The sequence below is a fragment of the Vibrio sp. YT-15 genome (assembly GCF_033337445.1).
GTDB classification, from domain to species: Bacteria; Pseudomonadota; Gammaproteobacteria; order Enterobacterales; family Vibrionaceae; genus Vibrio; species Vibrio alginolyticus.
This window is the reverse complement of the sequence record NZ_JAWOQR010000002.1, coordinates 274744-298389: the sequence shown is the minus strand read 5'-3', so window position 1 is coordinate 298389 and position 23646 is coordinate 274744. Positions and strand designations below refer to the sequence as shown.

Sequence of the window (23646 nt, the reverse complement as noted above, 5' to 3'; positions counted from 1 at the left end):
GTTGTTATTCACTTTGTAGCGCCTCCAACGGGCTGACTTTTGCGGCTCGGTTTGCAGGTAACCATGCAGATGCCACACCAATGATCATTAAGGTGAGGATGACAATCGCGACAACGACACACGACAACTCAGGGACAGGTTTACCCAGTTGTTCATAAAAGGCATTGCCCTCTAAAGGAATGGAACTGATGGCAGACACCAGCGCGTACGTCACGGCTAACCCAAGCGCCCCCCCCATCAACATTGTCAATAAAGACTGTACTAAATAGTGCATGCGAATGGCAGTTGGGGTTGTACCGACTGCCATGCGCACGCCGATATCACGCGTAGATCGCTTTACGGTGGCATACATCACATTGGCGATGCCAACGCCAGCAACAGCTAACGTCACGAAGCCGATAATGCCAAGAAAACTCTGCAAACCTATCAGAAACTGCTGCATACTCTTTTGTTTAAGGAACATATCATCGACTTGGACGACCTGTTCATCACTGACACTTGCCCCGTGTTTACGGGCAATCACTTGCCTGATCGTCTTTGCTAAGGCTTCTCGGTTTACATCGGCTTGTGGTTGCACATTGATGCCACCAATTTCACCGTTGACATGAAATCGCTTCCACGTCGCTAACGGCACAAAGCTGGAATAGTTGATAAGATCCCCCAGTTCTATTTGGGCGCTGTTTTTCTCCAATACGCCCACAACTGTGAACTCCTCATTGCCGATTTTTACCTTTTTCCCCACAGGGTTGACTTGCAATGTGACTGTCGCAAACCAACTAAAGTCCTCATTCGGGTTGAATAAGTCGGCTGCCAGTTCATAACCCAGTACAACGACTTTGCGCGTCTCTTTTTGATCGAGTGGGTTTAACCATCGCCCCCCCGCCATCGGCACCAAATTGGTCATGGATTGAAACTCGCTCGTGACCGCTAACGGCTCTTGCCACGAGCTTCTGTCACCAACGGTGATGCGCTCTTTCCACTTCGCCGTTGGCGCAACGCTTTTTACATCAGGTAACGCTCGAACGACCTCTGAATCGTCCATTTTTAGTGTCAGAAACTTACCTTGGTGAAAAGCACCGTGGTCGACGGTGGCCATCCCTCCGGTCAAATAAATCAAGTTGCCGTTACCATTTTGTGCGGTTTTCAATACGCCCTGACGAATACCCTCACCTACCGCCAACATAGCAGCGATACAGAGGGTCGCCCACGCTACAGCCAGAATGGTCAAACCCAATCTCAGCTTTTCTGCAGCCATTTCTTGGAAAATTTGTCTCATCGGTAACAACATGACTAGGCCCTCGCACTCAAAGCAATGACTGGCGTGAGACGCGATGCTCGCCTTGCTGGGAAATACGATGCCATCAATGCCAAGATAAGCGTCACAAGTAAAGACCAAGCAATGGAATCTGGCGTGATCACAGGTAAACCAATCCATTCCGGTAATGCCATGCTGCTTAGGACAGACACCACGGCATACGAAAACATCAGACCTAATGCCGTGCCCACAGCTACCAAAATAAGCCCTTCAAGAATAAACTGACTGAGTATGGATTTTTGAGTCGCCCCGATCGCCAAACGCACACCGATTTCACGCGTGCGCTCCGTGACAGATAAAAACATGATGTTGGCAACGCCAAGCGCACCGACCGCCATGGTCATCGCGCCACTCGCTCCGAGAAAAATCTGAATGCCACGCAAAATTCCACTGATGACCGCCGCACCTTCACTAAAATCGGGTAATTCGACCGCATCTTTATCACTTGGGTCAAAATGAAGCTGCTTGGCGAAAAAGTTCACGATATTTTGTCGAAACGACGGTGCATCCATCCCGTCTCTCGGCTTCATCAATACCATCCAAGGTTTCGCATCCCACAAATCGCGGTACGTTGTTTGAGGAATGAAAACCGTGCGGCTATCGCCGAATGAAATGCCAGTGTCCTCACCGACGGTTATCCCAATCACCAAAAACGGAATGCCGTTAACTTTGAGCCTATCCCCGATTTGGACTCCGCCCATTTGCGCAATTTGGTCGCCTAACACCGCCACGCGAGTGTGGTTGTCCATATCACTTGGTGACAGGTTTCTCGAACCGGATTGCAGCTTGCGTTGCATTAAAGGAAAGTAAGACATATCAATACCGCTGACCGTACTCGATAAGTTCTGTCCTTTGAGATTGGTGATATTCGCATCCCATTTGGCGTAAACGCTCGACGCCTGTTGCACGAAGCCCGACTGTTTGATCATGTCGACTTTTTCTTGTGGTATATCAATTTGGCGTCTTGAAGGTAACCCTTGCCACGGTTTACTGGTACTCGACGGAAACACCACTTGCACATTGTTAATCATAAATGAAAACGACTGGGTCTGATGGCGATAAAAGCCTTCGCCAAGTGCGATTAACACCACCACAGAGATCACGCCCCAAGCAATCGCGATAATGGCTAGCACGCTTTTCATGCGGTGCGCCATCAACGTTTGCCAAGTTTGCTGCAACAGGCTGCTCATGAATGAAAAGCCCGAGAGATCAACGCCATGGTATCGTCATCGAGTTTCCCTGCGGTTTGCAGTAAGCCGATTCTCTTACGCCAATAGCTGTACAAGTTGGTTTGCAGACTGTTTTTCGCCTCAAACAAGCTGTTGTGTGCACTGATAACTTCCGACACTTCAAGCAGACCAGCGTCGTAAAGTTTCTCTTTGCTTTGCAACACTCTGGCGCGCGACTCAACCAGTTCGTTCGCTATCAAAACTTGATTCCAGTTGATATCGACCTGCGTAAACTGCTGAATAACTCGTTTCTGAATATCAATTTCCACTCTACGCATATCTTGCTTGGCGTTTAAAATGTTCAACGATGCTTCGTCCACTCTCGCTCGCACTGCACCATTGAGGTCAATCGGCAAACTCAAACTAATCCCAGCGTTAAACTCGCCGTTTGAACGATTGTCACCATCGCTGTAGCCCACACTGCCTTTGACGGTCGGGTAGTATCCACCTTTAGCTGAATCTTTCGCGAACTCGCTCGTTTTCACCATCTGCGCCGCTACCAACAGCTCTGGACTGCTGTCTTTCGCCAGCTTTAGCCATTGATCCAGAGAGTCCACCAGCATCGGCGGCTGAATTAGAGAATCCGTTCGAATTTGGTCGACACTCTCCGGCATTTGATTGATTAACGCCGCAAGCTCTGCTTTTTTCACTTCGAGATCGGCTTTTGCATTGAGGATACTTGCTTGCTCAGAGACTTGATTCGCTCGCATCTCTTCAACATCAACCGACTTCACTTTGCCTGCTCGATAGCGTTTCTCGATGATGTTGAGAAGTTCCTTCCCCTCCTCCAGCTTGGACTGCGCCAATTTGAGGTCGCCCTGTGCGCTTGCCACATCTAGGTAAGCGGTGAGCAACTTCTGCGCAAGCTCGTTATGTGATTGAGATAGCTCTAACTGTGCTTTGAGATAATTGGCATTCGCTTGATCCAGTTCCGACCACAAACTGCTATCCCAAATAGTTTGAGATAAGGTAGCGCCGTAACTGTTGGAATGGCTTGAGGACTCATTCCAATCCGCTGACGCACTGGCACTTAAACCCGGCAATAACGCACTGCGGCTACTCTGTACGCCAACCTCGCCAAGCTGGACGCCGATTTTCGCTTTTTCGTAATTTGGATCGTTCTGCTTTGCTTGTTGCCAAGCTTGTTCAATAGAAATTGCGTAGGTCGGCAAACTGAGCGTGGCAGCCAACAATGCAAAGGCGATTGTTGATCGTTGCAGCTTAACCATGCGCCGCTCCCATCATACTGTTGTCGATAACCTCTTCATCAAGCTCCACGCCGTCAAGCACTTCGACATTGATGCCATCTGACAGACCGAGTTTCACAGGTTGTTTATGAAACCCTTGTTCTGAGCTATCGGGGATCAGAACATTCGGTGCGTCACCATCAAATTGCAGAGCGCGCTCCGGTAGCGTGAGCACGTTTTCAGAAGTCTTCAGAATGATTTGAGCCGTCGATGAAAAACCAGAACGAAGCAACACATCTTGTGGGATCTTGAGTTCTCCCACTTCAACCTCAAAACCGTTATCAAAACTTTTAGCCGAAGCGTTGCCTTCTGGTGAGTTAAGGTTCTCAGATTGAATCGCTACTTTGGTTAGCACACCAGAAATCGCCACATCAGGATAAGGCGCAACCGTCAACATAACGGGCATTCCCGGAGACAACTGCGCAGCATCATGCTCACTGACGCTACCTTTAAAAATCAGACTGTTCATGTCGGCCAATGACATCATTTCAGTCGCGGCTTGGCTTGATTGAGTCGAGATGATCGGCTCTCCGACCTCAACTTTCTGGTTGAGTACCGTGCCATCAATTGGCGCGTAGATCGTCGACGTTAAACGCGCATCACCGATAGACGCCTCACCACTGCGGATGAGTTCGAGATTCTGGCGCTTTTGCAATACGTCCGCTTGCGCAGATTTGACTGCCGAGCGCGCACTTACGTATTCGTCGTAGTTACTTGGAATAATGTCCTGCTTGACCAAGCTTTCTAAGTTGGACAGTTTTTGTTTGGCGGATTCCAGATCGGCTTCACTACGCATGAGTTCTGCCGATGCATCCGTTAATGCTTGGGGGGTTGGGTTTGGACGCACTTTGATCAGCGGCTGGCCTTGCTTCACCTTTTCACCAACTTTCGCGTAAATTTCACCGACGATACCGTCGATTTGTGACTTGATAGACACGGAGTGTGCAGGGACAATTTTACCAACAGCCACCGCTTGTTTTTCAATCGTGCCTTTTTCCACAATCAATGTAGGCAGTAATTCTGGTTGAGCGGCAGATTGGAGATAGAAATACGTACCACCGCCGAGCAGCGCAATGCTCACAGCGGAGACAAGCCAACGTTTCGTCATTATTTATTCCAACATTTATTGGGTAGTCTAATGACTACTCCTAAAACACAAAGTTGAAGGAATAATATCCTGCTTTAATAGCGGTTTGGTTGTCACAGTTGGTATGGTTTTGTCAGTCGGCTCTGACAATCAAAGACCAAAAAACCTCGACGAATCATTCAGCAAAGACGCTATCTACGATGGCGACTAACATGCTCTGTAACCGCTCGTTTCAACCGCTATCAATTTCATTCTGAACAATGTGCAAAATGGCGCTGTTCTGTATCCAAGTGAGTAGCTGTTTCTTGAGCGTTTAATATGTTCTCTTGATTAGCCCCAAACTCAGCCCCCGTTCCAGGCCAATAATATGTATCTTTATCACGACATAGTGTGAGAATGACAGGATCATTGTTTATATTGGGCTCATCTCCTAGCTCGCCATACATACTGAAAGTAATCTCAGACCCAACGTCTCCACGAAGTTTCTGAATCACTTCTGCTTGAACTTTAAAGAGAACATCTTCCTCGTGTTCAGCAAACTTTTCAAAACCTGTAATTTTCACCACTGCAGAATAGGGCGTTTGAAATATCGCATCTTTGAGTACCTCATTCTGAGAGTACACTCCCTGTGAAGCGCAAGCTGATAAGCTCACACAGCCTAGCAAACTTATAAATTTCTTCATATTTAACTTTCCGTTCCTGCTAAGGCAGAGCCTTTTGTATATACAGGTAAAGTACCTTTTGTTTCATCGTAGTTACTCGGTACTACGAACTTGTCCCAGACATCAATAGAGTACTTTGCTATATTGACTTGGTTGCTTTGGTTTCCTCCTAACATGTACAAATGCCTACCATCAGGGCTCTTTCCCACGACAAAAGCAACATGCCCACCACCTTTTCTCGATTTAATCCCTAGAGCTCCATGTATAGGTTCTGAGATGTTTTTACCAAAACCCTTCCACTCCTTTGCTCGATAAGCTTCTTTTACTGGAGTGATTCCGTGTTGTTTAAAAACCCAAGCGGCAAACGAACCACACCAAGCATTTTGACCTCCAGAGTCATCAGTGCCCCAGAACTTAGATGCTGTAAAATACTCTAAAATCCTTGGATTGGCCTTAGTGCCTGAAACTTCTTTTTGTCCAATTTCTCCCAACGCTGTTTTCATCCAAGGCACTTTGGTTACTAGTTTTTGAGCATCATGAGGATCATTTTTCACTGAACTATAGGATGGTAATCCATTGAGCTTACGATGAGTTCTACCATTTACATCGATCCGACCATCTGGCTTTACCATATAAAGTAGCTTACGCTGACACACTTTTATTGCCTCTACTGTTTTCGACAAATGAGGACTCCGCCCTAACGAGCCATCAACAACCAACAGTCGGGTAAAACCTATTCTCTTTTGGTTATCATTTAAAAATTGTTGAACTGCTTTAACATCATTTTTCGAATTAGTGCCATTTATACCAACAGAGCCACGGATTTTTAATCCCATTCTCGTTACCTTTATAACTAATCATATAATTAAGAAAGTACGCTTTAGCGTGACAACAATAAAGATAAAATGTTGTCTTATACGATTAGCCATACGAGGGGAATTAGGTGTTGAAAATATAGATTACAAATAAACTCAGCTCATATCACTAAAAACACCTATTTATCATCTTTTGGTCACGCTTCAAAGCAGGACAGCCCAGATGTTTAAACCATGCGTATTAATAGACGAAAAAATGTTTATAAATGAACACTTAAATTAACATAGTAAAACTATCAATTACTATTTTAAATTTAGATAACACTTCCTTTTTAAGGACACTCTATAATTAAATTTATCAAACTTTAATTTTTATTAAATTGAGCTTTAATTTATTAATCTGACTATTTAACTAATTTCATTTCAGTTAATTGTACTTTTTGGCATGTTAGCGGGTGATGGCGGCGCCAATAACACCGACCCATTTTCAGAAGGAATAACGGACGATAACCAATGGATTTTGGAAGAACCACACATGATGATTATTACCCTAGACCAAGTGTTGCTCGACTATCTACCCATCGGTTCAAGTTATGATGGCCCATACGTGATGTGGAATGGTATGCCATACGCACACATTATTATTCCCGTTAGAGCGAGAAAATAAAAAGAAAAAATCCGATACTCTATATTTTGAATATCGGATTTTTATTACGTTATCGAGCTAACCAAATTCTCGCTAGTATTCCTATCGGAGTGGTAACGCCAGTTGTTACAGAGGAAATTTCACCATTTCTTAAAACATAAATGGTTGGGGTCACGCTAATTTTCCATTCGCGCATAATATCGCTTGAAGGATCGTTTATGTTTTCGAAACGATATTCTTTTGCCCTCATAAACTGCGCCACACGCTCATTCGGTCCCGACGAGCCAGAAACGCCAACTACGGTGTAGTCATCACTCAGCCAGCTCACGCTTGGGCTTACAAATTTACAAGCGGGACACCAAGTCGCCCAAAAATAAACAACGACAGGTTGTTCATAACTTTGCGCGATTGCATCGAAGTGTTCACCATCGCTCAATACTGAGCTCAATGGTGGTGCCTCCTGTTTAGGAATATCTTTAGTGCGATACCAATCCATCGCGATGGAAATGACGGTGACAATGAGCACCATCTGTACGATTTGAACGAGCCAATATCGGAATGTTCTACGCCGCTTTGTCGAACTCATTGAATAGCTCCCCCACTCGCTTGCTTCACCGCACTTAAAACAACATCATCAGTCAGGATCACAGGTAACGGGATACCTTGTGGCGCTGCCGGGCCATAGACGATGTTAAACGGCACACCGTAACGCCCATGAGCTCGTAAAAAGTCCGTTACCGAGCCGTCCGGATGTGTCCAATCCCCTTTTAACGTCGCTACATTAGGGCTTTGCAGCAATGAGTAGACAGGATCTTGCCAGATCACACCGATCTTGTTCGCTTTACACGTGACACACCAATCCGCAGTGACATCCACAAACACCACTCGCCCATTATTGACGTGATCTTCAATCGCCGAGTTAGAAAGCTTCTGCCACGCTAAGTCCTCAGGAAGCGGTGTCGCCCATTGGTCGGCAGTGACACTACCAAGTAACAGGCCACCAGCAATTAAGATAAGCGATGCAGAGCCGGATAGCACGAGTGCTTTATCGCCATGAACGCGTTTAACGCGAATCATCAGAACAATAAACGCGACTAAACCGGCGAAAATGACCCAAAACACTGGGAGGTGATTGGCCATCAAAGACAGTAGCCAAACGCTGGTGGCCAACATCATCACACCAAATACGTTTTTGACCACGTTCATCCACTGACCCGGCTTCGGCAATTTAAGCGCAATACTTGGGAAAATTGCCACCATAATCCAAGGCAACGCCATCCCCAACGCTAAGGCGGTGAAAATAGCAAACAGCGTAACCACATCGGCACCCAAAGCAAACGCCACGGCCGTTCCTAGAAAAGGCGCGGAGCAAGGCGTCGCAAGCAATGTAGCAAACATACCTTGAACATAGTGACCAACTAGGGAGTTATCACCTTTCGAGGCCAGCCATGTATTGGTACCCGATGATAGACGGACTTCAAACAGCCCCAGCATATTGGCCCCAAACAAAGTGGTGACCAACACCATCAAACCTAAGAACCAGGGGCTTTGAAATTGCACGCCCCAACCAATGGCATTACCTGTTAGCTTGAGCACCAAAATAAAACCAGCGAGAATCCAGAACGACGTTAATATACCAAGTGACGAGGCAACAAACTGAGCGCGAATTTGACGACGCTCGATACCTTGAGCGGCAACAATACTACTTAGCTTCATCCCCAAAACCGGAAGAACGCAAGGCATAATGTTAAGAATTAAACCGCCGAGCAACGCGAATAGAAAAACACTCGTTAGAGACGTGCTCGGCAGCGGTTCAACTATTGCCTCAGCAGTTGCTTGAGTGGTTTCTTCTGCTAGTAAATTGGTGTCTTTGATGGTCACAAACAGCGACTGACCATCTAACTCCACATCGCCCAGCCAAGTATCAACGATATAGCTCGCGGTGACGATGTTTCCTTCCTGATTCATTCCTTCAAGCTTGAAGCTATAGTCTCGCGTTGCTTCATCGACGCCATCCACCAGCACTTGTGGTTGTTGCCAACCCTGACTGTTCTGTAGCTTGATTTGTAGTTTCGATTGGTTCGCATCCCAACTCGCCTGAGTAACATCAATAAACGGCGATGGCTGCGGCACGTTACTCACTGCTTGAGCGTAACTGAACATCACGTCTTCATCGACTTTTAGATCAGAAGGCAAGAACGTCAATTGAATTTGATAGTCGGTCAGCACACAAATCGTCGTACAAGAAGAAAGTGTCAGTACCGCATCAATCGTGACAGGTTTGGACATGTCTTCGACGTGCAGCGTCATGGGGAACAAAGTATCGCCTTTATACCCAAGAGTCTCGATACCTAATAGTTCGAATTTTTGTGGGTGCGGCCATTGCCAATCCACTTTGGATAAATTTTGTGAATTTTGCCAATCAATAGATGGTGCTACGCCGCCCTCACCAGGTGAACGCCAGTAAGTTTTCCAGTCTCCGGTTAACTTGACATCCAAATAACCTGTAAGTGTTTTGGCTTGCGGATCTTGTTGACCAGTGAGCACAAAGCGCGTTTGCACTGGAGGATGTTGTGGGTTGGTCAGCCAACCTGTATCATTAGTTTGAGCTGAAATACTCAGAGAGAGCAAACTCAAAGCAAGCGTCATAAAAAACATGGACGCAAACTGAGTCAGTTTAGTAATTTGATTCATAGTGATTCCTAGTTAAAAGACAAAGGTGCTAAATAACTGACGCTAGTGGTCAGAAAGCACGCTTTTATTCTCGGAACACACAGAAAGTCAGATGGACTCGATACTTACGGCCTATCGGTTCCGTCCAATGTTGCGCACCAATATAGGCACTGCACAACCAAATTGCCGAAGCAAAAAGACCTACAAACAGAACAACAATAAATACATCGAGTTGATGTTGAGAAAACTGAATTAACTTTTCAGACAATTCGCACTTGCTAGTTTCTTTAGTATCAATCGACTTGACGCTCGAACGCTCATCAGCAAGTGAAACCGCGGGCGATTCCGTCTCATATTTCATAGAGCATGACGATGCAAAGCCTGAATTTTGCATCAGACACACAACCACCACCCAGCCAATAATCGCCAGTAGCCATTTTGCCCGCTTATGTGGCGTGTGATGTCGTTTAGTCAACAAACTCATAAGAATTCAGATAAAGTAAGAACGAAGAAGATAATACGCGAGTCGTCATAAAGCTCAAGTTGTATCCTCTAAATAACCTTAAGAGGCTTCACTCGGTAAGCTTTAATCTAGCTTGCCATAAATATATGCCAACTCTGCGACGGTTTTTGCCGAGAACTTCTTCAATAGATTAGCTCGGTGTACTTCAACCGTTCGCATTGCTATGCAAAGTTCGTCAGCAATACGAATGTTGCGCTTTCCTTCAATAATCAAACGTAAAATGTCTTTTTCTCTAGGTGTGAGCGATTCATAAGCCGATTTAGCTGCTGCCATATCGAGGTTTGTGGCAGACTGCGCCTGTCCCTGCAAAATAGCTCGTGCCAGTTCATCGCCTTTGACTGGTTTTTGGAAGAAATTGACCGCCCCAGCTTGCAATGCATCGACCGCCATCGGAACATCACCATGCCCTGTCAGATAAATAACGGCTAGCGGGCTGTTGGCTTGATTTAAAATTTGGTGCACTTGCTGGCCACGAAGGTTGGGCATTCGGCTATCAAGGATCACGCATCCGGCCTGATGAATGTTCACTTTATCGAGAAAAGATTGCCCATCAGCAAAAGTCGTCACGTTGAAGTCATGCTCTTCCAACATAAAAGCGAGCGAGTCACGCACCGATTCATCATCATCGACTACAAAAACAGGTAGCTGCTTTTCACCGCTGCTCATTGAGTGCTCCTATGCCTAGTTCAGATTAGTTTTGATATGGAAACACAAGCTCAACCAAACAACCATGTGGTGCTATCGAGCTGATGACAAACTCGCCACCATGCATTTCCATCACATCGCGACAAATGGCTAACCCTAGCCCAAGCCCTTCTTCTTTGCTACTCACAAACGCTTGAGTCGGATTCTCTTGCTGCAACCCTGTACCATTGTCTAACACTCGAATAGAGAGTTGACTGATTTGGTAATCGCAATGCAGGGCAATTTTACCTTGATAACCTGATGAGTGATATTTCTCTTGGAACAAAGTACACGCATCAATCGCGTTGCTGATCACATTAACTAAAACCTGTTGTACGCCAACTGCATCGACAAGTAACGGACGAATGTTCCCTTCTGTACTGGCCACAATAGAAATGTTTTGCTTCTGCATTCTAAAATGGAGCAACTCAATCGTGTCATCAATAAGTACTTGAAGATCACACGACGTTTTGTCGACACTGCGCTTACGAATCAACGTTCTTAATCGCTGAATAATTGCATCGGCTCTTTCAACTTGGCCCTGTATTTTCTCAAGCACAGGGACAATATCTTCATGTGGGCGTTTTTTGGCCAAGCGAAGTAAACCGCCTTCACTATAATTGCGAATGGCTGCCAATGGCTGATTGAGCTCATGGGCAAGACTGGTGCCGATTTCACCGACAATCGCGACTCTTTGTGAATGCTCTAACTGTTCACTTTTCTCTTTTAAACGTAACGATGTCTGCTCCAACGCTTGCTTGCTCTTGCTAAATCGATACTCAAGCCAAAAGTGGTAAGCGTTCAATACAATCACAAAAATGAACAGCGCCCACGCCCATTCCTGATGACTACGCAGCCAGCGCAATGCTTCTTGCCACCAAGGCTGCTGCAACGGATGGAGGTCTAGCGCCTGATAAAGTTTGTCGATGCTCAGCAAGCTGACGGGTGACGTCCAACCTGACGCGCCTGCCGCAATAACCGCAGGGTGTTCAGGTGGCATCGCTAACAATACTTGCGCAATCTGTTTGGCGATCTGAGCAGAGCCGCGCTCTGTTTTGGCAAATGACCAGTTTGGATATAACGGCGTAGAAACAGCGCACGAAGAATGTTCATTTGGCTGTTGATTTAGGACTCGAAAATCCCCTTGCTGTAACAGACCTTCATTTTGCATCTGTTCCAATAAACAAGCAGGGACGACAGCGGCTTCCACATTGCCATCACGCAATTGATACAGGTTGGCATCAATAGGAAAGCCGAGGTAACGGACATCAGCAAAGAAATCGTTAGGATTAAGACCCATTTTGACTATTTGATAGCGCATCGTTAGATAACCACCAAAGGCTTTTTCTGATACCGCCGCAACGGGACGTCCTGAGACATCTTGCACCGTTTGATAACTTGAATTGGCTCGAACCACAAGCGCCGAACCAATTCCGTAATTCGAGTTTTGTGGTGCTCTGCTGGTTAGCGTTGCCATCCACGACAGCGCGTATTGCCTGCCCAACCGCACTGCTTGACCTGGGTTGGTTAAGATGAAATCCATGGTCTGAAACTTCACCGCTTCGCCCATTTCATCCAAGTTAAGGGGATGAAGAACAAAATGCACATCGGAAATTTGCTGATTGAGCCAATCAATGGTCGGTTGCCATCTCTGCTCGGCATAAAGATGACCACGTATCGCTAACACGCCCACTTCGACTTTTTTCTTGACCTGTGGCTGCTCTGCTTTTTGCTCTTGCAGATCTGCTTGTTCAGAAACTGCGCCGTGAGCCAAAGATGCAAAGGCAACTAAGCAAAGAATCCAAAGCTGAAGCCACAGTGCTTTTTTCATGATGAGTCGAATCGTTCCGTCAAGAGAGTACGACAAGAATAACAGCTACCTTCCCTAAACCACATTTGTTTTAGATCAAGTTTGATCTGGGTATGTGGAAATCCACAATATAAGCCTCGCAGTGCATTTCTCACAATGGAATCAGTCAATTCAAATACCACAAAAAAGCAGGTGAGTTATGGATTCCACCAAACGTCGCTTTCTCAGCGCGGTCACAGCCGGAGCCGCGTTAATTCCAGTCGCAGGCATTGGCACGGCAACTGCGGGAAACATTATTCGAAATAACCAGTCCGCTGACCGAAAAGGACAAGTCGGGAAGCGTTATGCCATGGTGATAGATTTGCGTAAATGTGTCGGATGCCAGGCTTGCACTGTGGGTTGCAGCATCGAGAACCAAGCGCCTATCGGTCAATTCCGAACCACCGTAAAGCAATACGAAGTTACGTTAGATGATGGCTCTACCACGCGAGAAGCAAAAGCCTTTATGCTACCGCGCCTTTGTAACCACTGCGACAACCCACCTTGCGTGGCAGTGTGTCCGGTTCAAGCAACCTTTCAGCGCGAAGATGGCATTGTCATGGTGGATAACAGTCGCTGCGTAGCGTGTGCGTATTGTGTACAAGCTTGCCCTTACGATGCTCGCTTTATCAATGAAGACACCCTCACCGCAGATAAATGTACCTTCTGTGCTCACCGTCTAGAAAAAGGTCTATTGCCTGCCTGCGTGGAAACCTGTGTTGGCGGAGCACGTGTAATTGGTGATTTGAATGATCCATCAAGTGAAGTCCGCCGCTTAATTGCGAAGCACCAAGACGATATCACAGTGCTAAAACCCAATGAAGGCACCAAGCCTCACGTGTTTTACATCGGCATGGATGAACGCTTCACCAGCCACATCGACGGACAACCTGCTATTTACGACCCACAAGGAGAGCGCGCATGAACATCACCGAAGTGTTAGTCCAACCTCAAGCGATGGCTTGGCTCCCGTGGGCGGTGCAGTATTTCTTCTACATCGGTTCGGCTTATGCGGCTGCTGTTTTATTCCTAATCGCACTGTTATTTGAAAAACACACCAGTCACAGACTGCGCGCTGCGCTTGTTCTGACGCTGGCCATCGGCGCTATCGTAGGCCCGTTGGCGTTAACTGGCGACCTTCACCAACCGGGACGCGCATGGCATTTTTACGCCCACATCACTCCGTGGTCATGGATGTCTTTAGGGTCGCTTTTCTTGCCTGTTTTCTCAGGTTTAGCGGTAGTAACCGCATGGCTGTATCTCCGCGAGGATCTGATCAACTTACGTAATCAGCCAGGGAAAGTACTGCCTCTAATTTCAAAGCTGTCACTGGGTAACTGGGCGCTCTCTCGTAGAGCCATGCTTATGGTGTCCGCCATCACGGTGCTATCAGGCCTCACCATTGCAGTCTACACAGGCGCTGAAATTGCGGTCGTTAAATCGCGCTCTTTATGGCACCAACCCACGTCGCCGGTTCTTTGGTTTGTCACTGCATTTATGAGCGCGGTCGGATTTTCTCTGTTGATTTGGCTCTTGCTGCCTAGTCAGTCAAAGACGCTGACATCTGGCGATACTAATTTACTTAAAAAATCAGTGGTTACCAGCGGTGTATTAACGCTGATACTGCTACCGATTTGGGCATCCAACAATTCCGCATTTTCGCTCTATTCTAGCGAACAATGGATGCACAACATTGCCCTGCTCACTTTTGTCGTTTTAGGTTGTGTTTTGCTCGCTTTCATCTTCTTGCGCGATACCAAAAAGTCCGCATCAGCCAGATTTCGTCACGTCATAGGGTTCAGTTTTGTGTCTGCTGCCGCACTGGCAAGTGCATGGCTGATTCGCTGGTTTACCATCATGGAAGTGCAAACCATCGCCAAGTTCGATGCAGGGCTGTATCCATACCAACTCACTATGGATGGAAATGGCTGGATAGGCATTATCGGCATGCTCGGATTATGGCTTGCACTGGCACTGCTCGGTTCGGAGCTGGTTCAGCCAAAACAAAAGATCGAAGTAAAAGCCTCATCACTCACCTTAACTGAACGCTAATCAAAGAGGATTTCATCATGGATAACAAACGCCGTCAGTTTTTGAAATCAGGCATTGCAGTGGGTGGGCTTGGCGCATTCGCTGCGGGTTACGCCACCACCACCAAACACATGGTCGAGGGTGCGCTCGAAGGCACTGCGGGAGAAAAAACGCGTGATATTCACCACGGTAACTCGCTTGAACCAGAGTACACGGTCAACAGCAAAGGCAACCTAATCCCGAATCCAAATCAGCGCGTTGCGCCATCGATGTGCTTTGGTTGTTGGTCACTGTGCGGATTGCGTGTACGCATTGATAACCGCAACGACGAGATTTTGCGTATTACTGGCAACCCATATCACCCACTCTCTCATCAGCAACACATTCCGTTCGAAACGCCAGTCAAAGATGCTTATTTAAGTTTGACAGGAGAAGCGGGCCTTGACGGTCGTTCAACAGCATGCGCACGTGGCAATGGGATGCTAGAAATTCGCAACAGCCCGTACCGCATTACTCAGCCACTGAAACGAGTTGGCAAACGCGGCGAAGGAAAATGGATTCCGATCAGCTACGAGCAATTGATAGAAGAAATCGTAGAAGGTGGTGATTTATTTGGTGAAGGCCATGTTGATGGCTTACGCGACATTCACGATTTAACAACGCCCGTAGATCCTGAAAACCCAGAATATGGACCGAAAGCCAACCAATTGTTAATGACCAACGCCGGTAACGAAGGCCGAGACGACATATTCAAACGCTTCGCGTTCAACAGCTATGGTACACGTAACTTTGGGCATCATGGCTCTTACTGCGGCTATGCATTTCGTGCTGGCAGCGGCGCATTTATGAACGACTTAGATAAGAACGCACACTTAAAGCCAGATTTTGATAATGCGGAATACATCATCTTCATCGGTATGTCGCCAGCTCAAGCGGGTAACCCTTTTAAGCGTCAGGCGCGCCAACTCGCCAATGCGCGAACAGAAGGCAGCTTGGAATACACCATCATCACGCCAAGTTTGCCGGCGGGTTCATCGAGCTTGGCCGCCGGTGACAACAACCGCTGGATACCAATCAAACCGGGCACCGACTCTGCCCTCGTGCTTGGCATGATCCAGTGGATCATCGAAAACCAACGCTACAACAAAACCTTCTTGGCGCAGCCGGGGGCAAACGCGATGAAACGAGCCGGCACCGCGCACTGGTGTAATGCTACGCATCTTGTGATAAGCGATAATCAGCACCCGAGAAACGGCACGTTTTTACGCGCGTCGGACTTGAATCTGCCATTCGAGGGCGAAGCGTTGTCTGACTCCGACCCGTACGTCATCGTGGATGATCAAAGCGGCGAATTTGGTGTGCATACCCAGACAGAAGAAGCGGCACTGTTTGTCGATAAAACGGTTTCGCTTGCATCGGGCGAAGTGCGAGTAAAATCGTCTCTACAAAGGCTCAAAGAAGAGGCGTTTAAATACAGCCTTGCGTTCTACAGTCAACAATGTGAGATCCCTGTAGAGCAAATCGCAGAACTAGCGAAACGCTTCACAAGCTATGGCACAAAAGCGGTGGTCGATACCCACGGTGGCAACATGCACACCAATGGGTTCTATAACTCGTTTACCATCATGATGCTCAATGCGTTGATTGGTAACATCAACATGAAAGGCGGCGCGATGGCGAAAGCGGGTGGCTACCCAACTTCCGCTGCGGGTCCTCGTTACGACTTCACCAAATTTGCTGGCAAAGTCGGCCCGAAAGGCGTCTTTTTATCGCGCAGTAAATTCCCATACCACAAAACCAGCGAATACAAACGTCGCGTTGAGGCTGGTGAATCCCCTTATCCAACTCGCGCACCTTGGTATCCGTTTGCAGCGCCACTGCTGACAGAACACCTATCTGCGGCTATTGATGGTTATCCATATCGCGTTAAAGCGTGGATCAACCACATGGCGAACCCGATGTATGGTGTGCCCGGTTTGAAAACGCTGCTGGAAGACAAGCTTAAAGATCCAAAACAACTCGGTTTGATTGTGTCTGTTGATGCGTTCATTAACGAAACCACCGCATTGTCGGATTATATTGTGCCGGACACGGTCACCTACGAAAGCTGGGGTATGGCAACGCCTTGGCACGACGTTCCGGTGAAAACCGTCACCGCTCGCTGGCCGATTGTGGAAGCGCGAACAGAGAAAACCGCCGATGGTCGTTCAATTTGCTTAGAAAACTTTTTGATTGATGTCGCCAAGAAAATGCAACTAGGCGGCTTTGGTGACAACGCGATTCAAGATGCGCAAGGGAATTGGCACGCTCTCCACAGCGCTGAAGATTTCTACTTACGTTCCGCGGCAAACTTGGCTTATGTGAAAGGCGGGGTGCCTGAAGTTTCGGCAGAAGACATTGCGTGGTCCGGCCTAGAGCGTTTAATGCCAGCCATGCAGAAGACGCTGACAGCGGATGAGATGAAACGTGTGGCGTTTATTTTTGCTCGCGGTGGACGTTTTGAAAATGCAACCGAAGCGTATCAAGGTGAGCAAATGAAGCACAAATGGACACGACCTGTCGCGATATGGAATGAACGTGTCGGCAGCGCAAGAAACACCATGACCGGTGATTTCTACACGGGTTGCCCAACATGGCATCCACAAAAACTGGCCGATGGCACACCAATGGAAGACCAGTTCCCAAGCTCAGAATGGCCTTTCAGCCTAACGAACTTTAAATCCAACATTCACAGTGCGGTATCCAACCTATCGCCAAGGTTGAACTCGATTAAAGGCGTAAACCCAGTGTACATCCATCCAATCGATGCCGAGCGCGCAGGCATTAAAACGGGTGATGAGTTTGTTATCGAGACACCATCTGCAAGCACCAAAGCACTTGCGATGATAGTCAACGGGATTCGCCCTGGCACACTCGGATTTGAACATGGGTTTGGTCATACCGAGCTAGGACAACGCTCGCACTGGATCGGCGATAAACAACAACCCGTAAAAACGCGCAGCCAAGATGGCGTCAACATTAACGACATTGGCTTAATTGATCCTACCCGAGAAGGTAAAGGTGTATTGTTGGATTGGGTAGTGGGCGCGGCGGCACGTCAGTCCTTGCCGGCCAAAATCCGCAAAGCGTAACGCCGCACGTTAAGACGTCTCTACCACTTAGAGCTGCCGATTTGTGCAGCTCTTCACCACTTTGTTTTTATAGCTTATAGAACAACCAATAAAAACAAATACGGCCATTTACACTTATTAAATATGTGGAAATCCACAATACCTTTCATTATTGACAAGGCCGACAATATCGTCCGAGTGACTACCAAGTAGCACTTAGACATATTAATAAAAATTAAAGTGAGTCAGCATGTCAAAAATTCTTCCAGTGGTGGTGGCCTGTTTGTTAGCAACCACTATGGGCGCAAGCGCCTCGTCTATTCCGGAAAAAGCCAGCGTATGTAGCGGTTGTCACGGCCAAGATGGCATGGGACAGCCAAATATCGCGCCGATGATCGCTGGTTTAAACGCGAATTATCTCAACACTCAAATCGAACTATTCCTTAGTGGCGAACGCCAAAATGTGGTCATGCAAGGCATGGCGAAGGAACTCAGCGATCCCGCAGGCCGTAAGGAAGTTATGGAGTACTTTGCTAACCTCCCGAGCTATGAGTTCACGAATCCAGAACAACGCGGCGACCAAGCTGATATTCGTAACCCGTATCGTAAGTTAATTTTCCAAGGCGATTGGGATAGAAATATTCCAGCTTGCGCAACTTGTCATGGAGCCAGCGGTATGGGCGTCGACAAGTTCCCTCGCCTCGCAAGCCAACATGCTGATTACTTAAAAACGCAATTGATGGCATGGAAAAACGGCACTCGCAGTGGCGACCCGCTCAATATGATGGGGACCATCGCAAAAAATCTCACTGACAAAGAGATCGAAAATCTTGCTTACTACTTTGCCTCATTACGTTACTAGGAGCAGTCATGAAACGTTTCTATTCTTTGTTCGCACTGCCTTTCATTTCTACGCTCGTACTAGCTAACGCTCCATTACCGGACCGCCAGAAAGAGCTACCTGCGATAGAAAAAGAAAAGCACGGTGAATACTTAAAACCGCGTGATCTCAGCACAATCCCAAACACCGCATTTGGTGAGCAAGTAAAACGCGGTTACTCGCTCTTTGTTAACTCACAACAAATGCGCGGAAAATACGTTGGCAACGAACAAAACTGTGTGAACTGCCATATGGAGGCAGGACGAAAAGCAAACGCTGCGCCACTGTGGGCAGCTTACATGGCATACCCGGCATATCGTAAGAAAAACGATCGCGTAAACAGCTATGCTGACCGTATCCAAGGTTGTTTCGAGTATTCCATGAACGGTAAAGCGCCCGCTTACGATTCGACAGAAATTGTTGCCCTTAGTGCTTACGCCTACTGGTTAGCGATGGGCGGCTTGCTTGACAAACATGGTATGGCGGATGAACCCATTCCAGAACTAGACGCAAAAACGTTGCAAATTGGTGGAAAAGCAAAAGACTTCCCGTTGCCCGAAGCCATCGCACAAGCATTACCAATTGAAAAGCGGGGTAATCTCTCTGGGCGTGGCTACCCAAAAATCGCCGCCCCTGAGCAAGAACCATCAATAGAGCGAGGCGCATTGGTCTACGAAAAGAACTGTGAAACTTGCCATCGCGCCGACGGTTCAGGCATCAAAGACACCAACGACCATTCATACATTCCACCACTTTGGGGCGAATATGCGTATAACTGGGGCGCAGGTATGCACCGGATTAACACAGCGGCCTATTTTATTTACGAAAACATGCCGCTTGGGAAAAGTGTGCAGCTGACAGAGCAAGAAGCTTGGGATGTCGCAGCATACGTCAACAGCCATGAGCGTCCACAAGATCCTCGATTCAAAGGCAATGTCACCGCAAACGCGGAGAAATATCACCAGCACCAAGGCTATTACGGCAAAACGCTCAACGGTACGCAAGTCGGCTCCAATGCCTTTAAGAGCGGAACGGTCAAGTAAAGTACAACTAAGTACCTTAAATAAAATGCTCTTTTTCCCTGCTCTGATTATCTGGGCAGGGTTACTTACCCTTAAAAACAAGTAATTACCCCCCTCCACAGACAAGCAATATCACATTATTTTCGACTTCCAACATACTCATCTTCGCCGTAAAATCTTGTACCAAACGCGACTTCGTTTATGTCTTAGATCTCCCATATCCTCTAATGCCAAAAGTAAGAAACTCGTAAACTCCTGAATCAAAACAAGCGTGCCTAGTGAAAAAAGAGTATTCTTAAAGCAAATGAATCTAAAACCTACCCGATGAGTATTCAACCTAATTCCCGTCAGTTAATTTCATGCGAAGAGTGCGGCCTTGTTGTTCGCATTCCCGATATCGAACAGGGGCAAAAAGCACAATGTCCTCGATGTTCGCATTCGCTGACTAAAGTGAATGCCAAGCCTTACCAAAGCGTGATCGCCATATCATCGGCATGTTTGATCATGTTAGTGCTAAGCATTTCTTTCCCTTTTATGTCGTTCAGCGTGCAAGGGTTGTCGCAAGAAATCACCTTGTTGCACGCTGCCAAAATGCTGGCTGAGTTTCAAAATGTGCTTTTGGGTGTGCTGCTACTCGCAACAGTTATCGTTTTGCCTGCAATCTATGTTGGTCTCATTCTCTTTCTTCACCTTGAAGCATTAAAAGCACGTAAACATACCCCCTCTAAAAAGCAGCAACGAATGGCAAAAGTTTTATGCCGTCTTCTGTTTCGAGTCGAACCTTGGTTAATGGTGGATGTATTTTTGATTGGCGTGTTGGTCAGCTTAATTAAAATCGCTTCCCTCGCAGACATAGGAATGGGCACTTCATTCTGGGCGTTTTGTGTATATACCGTTCTGGTAGTCAAATGCATATCAATGGTCGACAAAAGCTGGCTCTGGGGGCACTTTATTCCAGCTATCGAGCTACCTGATGTAAAAGAGGGTGATACGCACCATAACCACAACCATATTGGTTGTCATACGTGCCACCAGCTCAACCCTATTGAAGCTAAAAAACACCAACACTGCATTCGTTGTAAAAGCCCTATTCACAAATACAACCCCGCAGACAATTTACAAAAAGCTTGGGCGCTTTTGTTTGCTTCAATCATTTTCTATATCCCTGCGAACCTCTACCCTATGATGTACACCGTAAGCCTTGGACATGCAGAAGGTTCGACTATCATGGAGGGGGTAATATTGCTTTGGCATTTAGGTTCTTACCCTATTGCGATGGTAATTTTCTTTGCTAGCGTATTTATTCCAATGGCGAAAATGCTGGCACTCGCGTGGCTGTATTACAATGCGCAAAAAGCGCGATATCTTCCGCACGAAGAGAGTATTTCACGCTTAAAGATCTACCGCATAACTGAGTTTATTGGCCGTTGGTCCATGATCGATATCTTCGTCGTCGCGATCTTAGTTGCACTGGTTCAGCTGCAAAACTTAATGGCGATTTATCCAGGTCCTGCTGCGCTCTCTTTCGCGGCAGTGGTCATTTTTACTATGCTTTCTGCAATGATATTTGACTCACGTTTGTTGTGGCAATTGCCACAAAACGAAGTGCAGGAGCCGATTTCTGACAACTTAAACGAGAAAGCCAAATATGAGTGATGAGAACAACGTAACCGCTCAAATAAAACCGCAAAAGCAGATTTCTGCGATATGGATTGTCCCGATCCTTGCGCTAGCCATGGGAGCGTGGATGCTGTTCCAATATATCAACAGTACAGGCCCACAAATTACTCTCCAACTGCCAACCGCAGATGGGATTGAGGTTGGCAAAACCGAAATCCGAGCATTGAATGTAAAAGTCGGACTGATTACTGAAGTCACTCTCAGTGAAAATTACGATCACATCATCGCTAAGGCACAAATGAACAAGGATGCAGAACGCATGCTGCGAGATGACACCATGTTTTGGGTGGTGAAGCCTCGTATTGGCCGTGATGGCGTTTCAGGTTTAGAGACCTTGCTCTCTGGCGCTTATATCCAACTTCAACCGGGTAAATCTAAGATAGAGAAAGAGCGCTTTACGGTCTTAGATGTTCCCCCAGTGGCCTCTCCTGATGCAGAGGGGTTACGCCTTGTGTTAACACACCGCGAGGCCGGTAAACTAGGCGTTGGTGACCCCGTCATTTATAAAGGCTTTACGGTTGGTCGTGTAGAGAAAACCAGCTTTGATGTTGACACTCGCAAAGCGTTATACCAACTCTTTATTTTCAAGCCTTATGACAGCTTAGTGCGCACTCGTACCAAGTTCTGGCTGAATTCTGGCGTAGATTTACAGCTCAATGCTGAAGGGTTCGAAGTCAAGTTTGGCTCATTAGAGAGCATGCTAACGGGTGGTGTTACCTTCGATACCGTTCCAGGTCTTGAATCCGGTGAACAGCTCACTGAAAATATGGTCAACTTCCGCTTGTACGATGATATTAAACAACTTCGAGAAGGCATGTACGATGATTATATTGAATTCGTTATGCTTTTTGATGAATCGGTACGAGGACTTAAACGTAAGGCACCTGTCGAATATCGAGGCTTGAGAATTGGTACTGTGATGCGTGTACCAATGCGACTTCCAACCCCAGAAGAGAACTTTTCTGCGAAAAAAATTCCTGTATTGGTACGTATCGAGCTCGGCCGTGTTTATGGCGATTTCCAATCCCAATCTTTACCAATGTTAAAAGATAAATTGAAGAGTGAGTTTGCTAAAGGCCTACGTGGTACTTTAAAAACAGGTAACTTATTAACAGGCGCACTATATGTTGACGCCGACTTCTATCCAAATGACGAGCCTTACGTACCGAGTAAGTTTGCTGATTTAGATGTTTTCCCAACCATGCGTGGTGGTTTTGCGCAGGTTCAGCGCCAAGTGAACGACTTCCTAAATAAGATTAATAACTTACCGATGGAAGAAACGCTAGATTCTCTCAATTCAACGTTAAAAACGTCTGAAAAAACGTTAGCTTCAGCAGAACGCGTGGCGGACAGTATTGATAAACTTTTGAATCAAAAAGAGACGCAAGAGATCCCAACAGATATTCGCCAAAGCTTACAGCAATTACAAAAAACACTCGATGGTTATGGGCCCAACTCAACCATGTACAGCGAAATGGAAGCCACGCTAAAAGAATTAGAAAGCGTGATGACAGAGTTTAAACCCGTACTTAAACAGCTAAACGAAAAGCCAAACTCTCTTGTGTTTGGAGAAGATGAAATCAGTGACCCAATACCAGTTAAAGGCCAAAACTAATGAAACGAGTATTCTTTCTGTCTATCGCGCTATTTGTCGGTCTAACGGGTTGCAGTAGCGCTCCGCAAACTAAAGGAGCTATGTACCTTCTACCTAAGGTGGAACCAGTGACGCTGAGCTCTTCTGATATCGCTCAGCGCCCAACTTTAGTTGTTCGTCCAGTGACATTGGCGAGTTATTTGAATGATAGTGGCATTGTTTATCGAACCTCTGAGACCCAAGTTATTCAGGCGAAACACAATCAATGGGCGCACAGTATTTCTGAGCAAATCACTCAGAGAGTCGTCGCGGAGCTGCGTCACAAGCAAAGTCATTACTGGCCGGCTGAAATGAATAATCTGTTGGATCAAAGCGGTGAAGCCAAACTCCAGCTTACGTTAAATAAATTTAATGGCAGCTACAAAGGTAATATCGAAATTGAGGGGGAATGGTTACTCATTAATGCCGAAGGTAAGGTAGAAAACAGCGCGCCAATACAAATCTCTCAGCCGCTTCAAGATGAGGGCTATGAAGCGCTCGTCAACGCTTTATCCATAGGCTTAGAAAGCCTAACCTCAGACATTGCCAAACAACTCTAA

At 46.8% G+C, this 23646-nt stretch carries 20 protein-coding genes; 9 read left to right on the top strand and 11 right to left on the bottom strand.

The genetic code is table 11. From position 1 onward, the window contains the following. Positions 1-4 precede the first annotated feature (4 nt). The 6 genes from R7D93_RS05465 to R7D93_RS05440 form a co-directional block, all read right to left on the bottom strand. Entirely contained in the window at positions 5-1288 is a 1284-nt protein-coding gene (locus R7D93_RS05465) for an ABC transporter permease (RefSeq protein ID WP_225495396.1), read from the bottom strand. 2 nt (positions 1289-1290) lie between these two features. Further along, positions 1291-2505 (bottom strand): ABC transporter permease, encoded by a 1215-nt coding sequence (locus R7D93_RS05460; protein ID WP_225495398.1) that lies wholly within the window; start codon positions 2503-2505, stop codon positions 1291-1293. After that, positions 2502-3773 carry a TolC family protein gene (locus R7D93_RS05455; protein ID WP_225495400.1) on the bottom strand — a complete coding sequence of 424 codons (1272 nt, stop codon included), beginning with the start codon at positions 3771-3773 and terminating at the stop codon, positions 2502-2504. The genes R7D93_RS05460 and R7D93_RS05455 overlap by 4 nt, the downstream gene beginning before the upstream one ends. Next, positions 3766-4899, bottom strand: coding sequence for an efflux RND transporter periplasmic adaptor subunit (locus tag R7D93_RS05450; protein WP_005385784.1), 1134 nt, complete (start codon positions 4897-4899; stop codon positions 3766-3768). Before R7D93_RS05450 ends, R7D93_RS05455 begins: the two co-directional genes overlap by 8 nt. A 227-nt stretch (positions 4900-5126) precedes the next feature. After that, positions 5127-5561, bottom strand: coding sequence for a hypothetical protein (locus tag R7D93_RS05445; protein ID WP_225495402.1), 435 nt, complete (start codon positions 5559-5561; stop codon positions 5127-5129). Positions 5562-5563: 2 nt separating this feature from the next. Continuing rightward, positions 5564-6376: a TIGR02594 family protein gene (locus tag R7D93_RS05440; protein WP_017821644.1), complete on the bottom strand. Its 813-nt coding sequence runs from the start codon at positions 6374-6376 to the stop codon at positions 5564-5566. Between the two features lie 424 nt (positions 6377-6800). Here R7D93_RS05440 and R7D93_RS05435 point away from each other — a divergent pair, with 424 nt between their 5' ends. Beyond that, positions 6801-7022, top strand: coding sequence for a hypothetical protein (locus R7D93_RS05435; protein WP_225495404.1), 222 nt, complete (start codon positions 6801-6803; stop codon positions 7020-7022). A gap of 49 nt (positions 7023-7071) precedes the next feature. Here R7D93_RS05435 and R7D93_RS05430 read toward each other — a convergent pair whose 3' ends face one another. From R7D93_RS05430 to R7D93_RS05410, 5 genes are all read right to left on the bottom strand, one after another. Continuing rightward, a complete protein-coding gene (locus R7D93_RS05430) occupies positions 7072-7587 on the bottom strand; it encodes a protein disulfide oxidoreductase (protein ID WP_064368627.1) in 516 nt (171 codons plus the stop codon). Further along, positions 7584-9695: a protein-disulfide reductase DsbD family protein gene (locus tag R7D93_RS05425; RefSeq protein ID WP_225495406.1), complete on the bottom strand. Its 2112-nt coding sequence runs from the start codon at positions 9693-9695 to the stop codon at positions 7584-7586. The genes R7D93_RS05430 and R7D93_RS05425 overlap by 4 nt, the downstream gene beginning before the upstream one ends. Before the next feature lie 64 nt (positions 9696-9759). Next, positions 9760-10158, bottom strand: coding sequence for a hypothetical protein (locus R7D93_RS05420; protein WP_005376702.1), 399 nt, complete (start codon positions 10156-10158; stop codon positions 9760-9762). A gap of 102 nt (positions 10159-10260) precedes the next feature. Next, entirely contained in the window at positions 10261-10863 is a 603-nt protein-coding gene (locus R7D93_RS05415) for a response regulator transcription factor (protein WP_025767241.1), read from the bottom strand. A 25-nt stretch (positions 10864-10888) separates the two neighbouring features. After that, positions 10889-12712: a sensor histidine kinase gene (locus R7D93_RS05410; protein ID WP_225495407.1), complete on the bottom strand. Its 1824-nt coding sequence runs from the start codon at positions 12710-12712 to the stop codon at positions 10889-10891. A gap of 178 nt (positions 12713-12890) precedes the next feature. On the opposite strand from R7D93_RS05410, the gene dsrO reads away from it, so the two are divergent. The 8 genes from dsrO to R7D93_RS05370 all read left to right on the top strand — a co-directional run bounded on the left by dsrO (position 12891) and on the right by R7D93_RS05370 (position 23646). Then, positions 12891-13655 carry a sulfate reduction electron transfer complex DsrMKJOP subunit DsrO gene (gene dsrO / locus R7D93_RS05405; protein ID WP_054729243.1) on the top strand — a complete coding sequence of 255 codons (765 nt, stop codon included), beginning with the start codon at positions 12891-12893 and terminating at the stop codon, positions 13653-13655. After that, positions 13652-14782, top strand: coding sequence for an NrfD/PsrC family molybdoenzyme membrane anchor subunit (nrfD, locus tag R7D93_RS05400; RefSeq protein ID WP_225495408.1), 1131 nt, complete (start codon positions 13652-13654; stop codon positions 14780-14782). Before dsrO ends, nrfD begins: the two co-directional genes overlap by 4 nt. Before the next feature lie 17 nt (positions 14783-14799). Next, on the top strand, positions 14800-17892 hold the full coding sequence (locus R7D93_RS05395; protein WP_225495409.1) for a tetrathionate reductase subunit A: 3093 nt from the start codon (positions 14800-14802) through the stop codon (positions 17890-17892). 277 nt (positions 17893-18169) lie between these two features. Next, positions 18170-18733: a c-type cytochrome gene (locus R7D93_RS05390; RefSeq protein WP_372059261.1), complete on the top strand. Its 564-nt coding sequence runs from the start codon at positions 18170-18172 to the stop codon at positions 18731-18733. Between the two features lie 8 nt (positions 18734-18741). Continuing rightward, a complete protein-coding gene (locus tag R7D93_RS05385; RefSeq protein WP_005376684.1) occupies positions 18742-19794 on the top strand; it encodes a c-type cytochrome in 1053 nt (350 codons plus the stop codon). A 303-nt stretch (positions 19795-20097) separates the two neighbouring features. Further along, positions 20098-21429 (top strand): paraquat-inducible protein A, encoded by a 1332-nt coding sequence (locus R7D93_RS05380; protein ID WP_005376683.1) that lies wholly within the window; start codon positions 20098-20100, stop codon positions 21427-21429. Beyond that, a complete protein-coding gene (gene pqiB / locus R7D93_RS05375) occupies positions 21422-23068 on the top strand; it encodes an intermembrane transport protein PqiB (RefSeq protein ID WP_005376682.1) in 1647 nt (548 codons plus the stop codon). The genes R7D93_RS05380 and pqiB overlap by 8 nt, the downstream gene beginning before the upstream one ends. Then, positions 23068-23646 carry a membrane integrity-associated transporter subunit PqiC gene (locus tag R7D93_RS05370; protein ID WP_158156711.1) on the top strand — a complete coding sequence of 193 codons (579 nt, stop codon included), beginning with the start codon at positions 23068-23070 and terminating at the stop codon, positions 23644-23646. The genes pqiB and R7D93_RS05370 overlap by 1 nt, the downstream gene beginning before the upstream one ends.

Bases quoted from the DNA above. Each gene is read 5' to 3' on its own strand.
- R7D93_RS05380 (WP_005376683.1), top strand. From the start codon at position 20,098: ATGAGTATTCAACCTAATTCCCGTCAGTTAATTTCATGCGAAGAGTGC.
- R7D93_RS05430 (WP_064368627.1), bottom strand. From the start codon at position 7,587: ATGAGTTCGACAAAGCGGCGTAGAACATTCCGATATTGGCTCGTTCAA.
- R7D93_RS05465 (WP_225495396.1), bottom strand. From the start codon at position 1,288: ATGTTGTTACCGATGAGACAAATTTTCCAAGAAATGGCTGCAGAAAAG.
- R7D93_RS05460 (WP_225495398.1), bottom strand. From the start codon at position 2,505: ATGAGCAGCCTGTTGCAGCAAACTTGGCAAACGTTGATGGCGCACCGC.
- nrfD (WP_225495408.1), top strand. From the start codon at position 13,652: ATGAACATCACCGAAGTGTTAGTCCAACCTCAAGCGATGGCTTGGCTC.
- R7D93_RS05385 (WP_005376684.1), top strand. From the start codon at position 18,742: ATGAAACGTTTCTATTCTTTGTTCGCACTGCCTTTCATTTCTACGCTC.
- R7D93_RS05420 (WP_005376702.1), bottom strand. From the start codon at position 10,158: ATGAGTTTGTTGACTAAACGACATCACACGCCACATAAGCGGGCAAAA.
- R7D93_RS05390 (WP_372059261.1), top strand. From the start codon at position 18,170: ATGGGCGCAAGCGCCTCGTCTATTCCGGAAAAAGCCAGCGTATGTAGC.
- R7D93_RS05455 (WP_225495400.1), bottom strand. From the start codon at position 3,773: ATGGTTAAGCTGCAACGATCAACAATCGCCTTTGCATTGTTGGCTGCC.
- R7D93_RS05415 (WP_025767241.1), bottom strand. From the start codon at position 10,863: ATGAGCAGCGGTGAAAAGCAGCTACCTGTTTTTGTAGTCGATGATGAT.
- R7D93_RS05440 (WP_017821644.1), bottom strand. From the start codon at position 6,376: ATGGGATTAAAAATCCGTGGCTCTGTTGGTATAAATGGCACTAATTCG.
- R7D93_RS05395 (WP_225495409.1), top strand. From the start codon at position 14,800: ATGGATAACAAACGCCGTCAGTTTTTGAAATCAGGCATTGCAGTGGGT.
- pqiB (WP_005376682.1), top strand. From the start codon at position 21,422: ATGAGTGATGAGAACAACGTAACCGCTCAAATAAAACCGCAAAAGCAG.
- R7D93_RS05410 (WP_225495407.1), bottom strand. From the start codon at position 12,712: ATGAAAAAAGCACTGTGGCTTCAGCTTTGGATTCTTTGCTTAGTTGCC.
- R7D93_RS05445 (WP_225495402.1), bottom strand. From the start codon at position 5,561: ATGAAGAAATTTATAAGTTTGCTAGGCTGTGTGAGCTTATCAGCTTGC.
- R7D93_RS05425 (WP_225495406.1), bottom strand. From the start codon at position 9,695: ATGAATCAAATTACTAAACTGACTCAGTTTGCGTCCATGTTTTTTATG.
- R7D93_RS05370 (WP_158156711.1), top strand. From the start codon at position 23,068: ATGAAACGAGTATTCTTTCTGTCTATCGCGCTATTTGTCGGTCTAACG.
- R7D93_RS05450 (WP_005385784.1), bottom strand. From the start codon at position 4,899: ATGACGAAACGTTGGCTTGTCTCCGCTGTGAGCATTGCGCTGCTCGGC.
- R7D93_RS05435 (WP_225495404.1), top strand. From the start codon at position 6,801: ATGTTAGCGGGTGATGGCGGCGCCAATAACACCGACCCATTTTCAGAA.
- dsrO (WP_054729243.1), top strand. From the start codon at position 12,891: ATGGATTCCACCAAACGTCGCTTTCTCAGCGCGGTCACAGCCGGAGCC.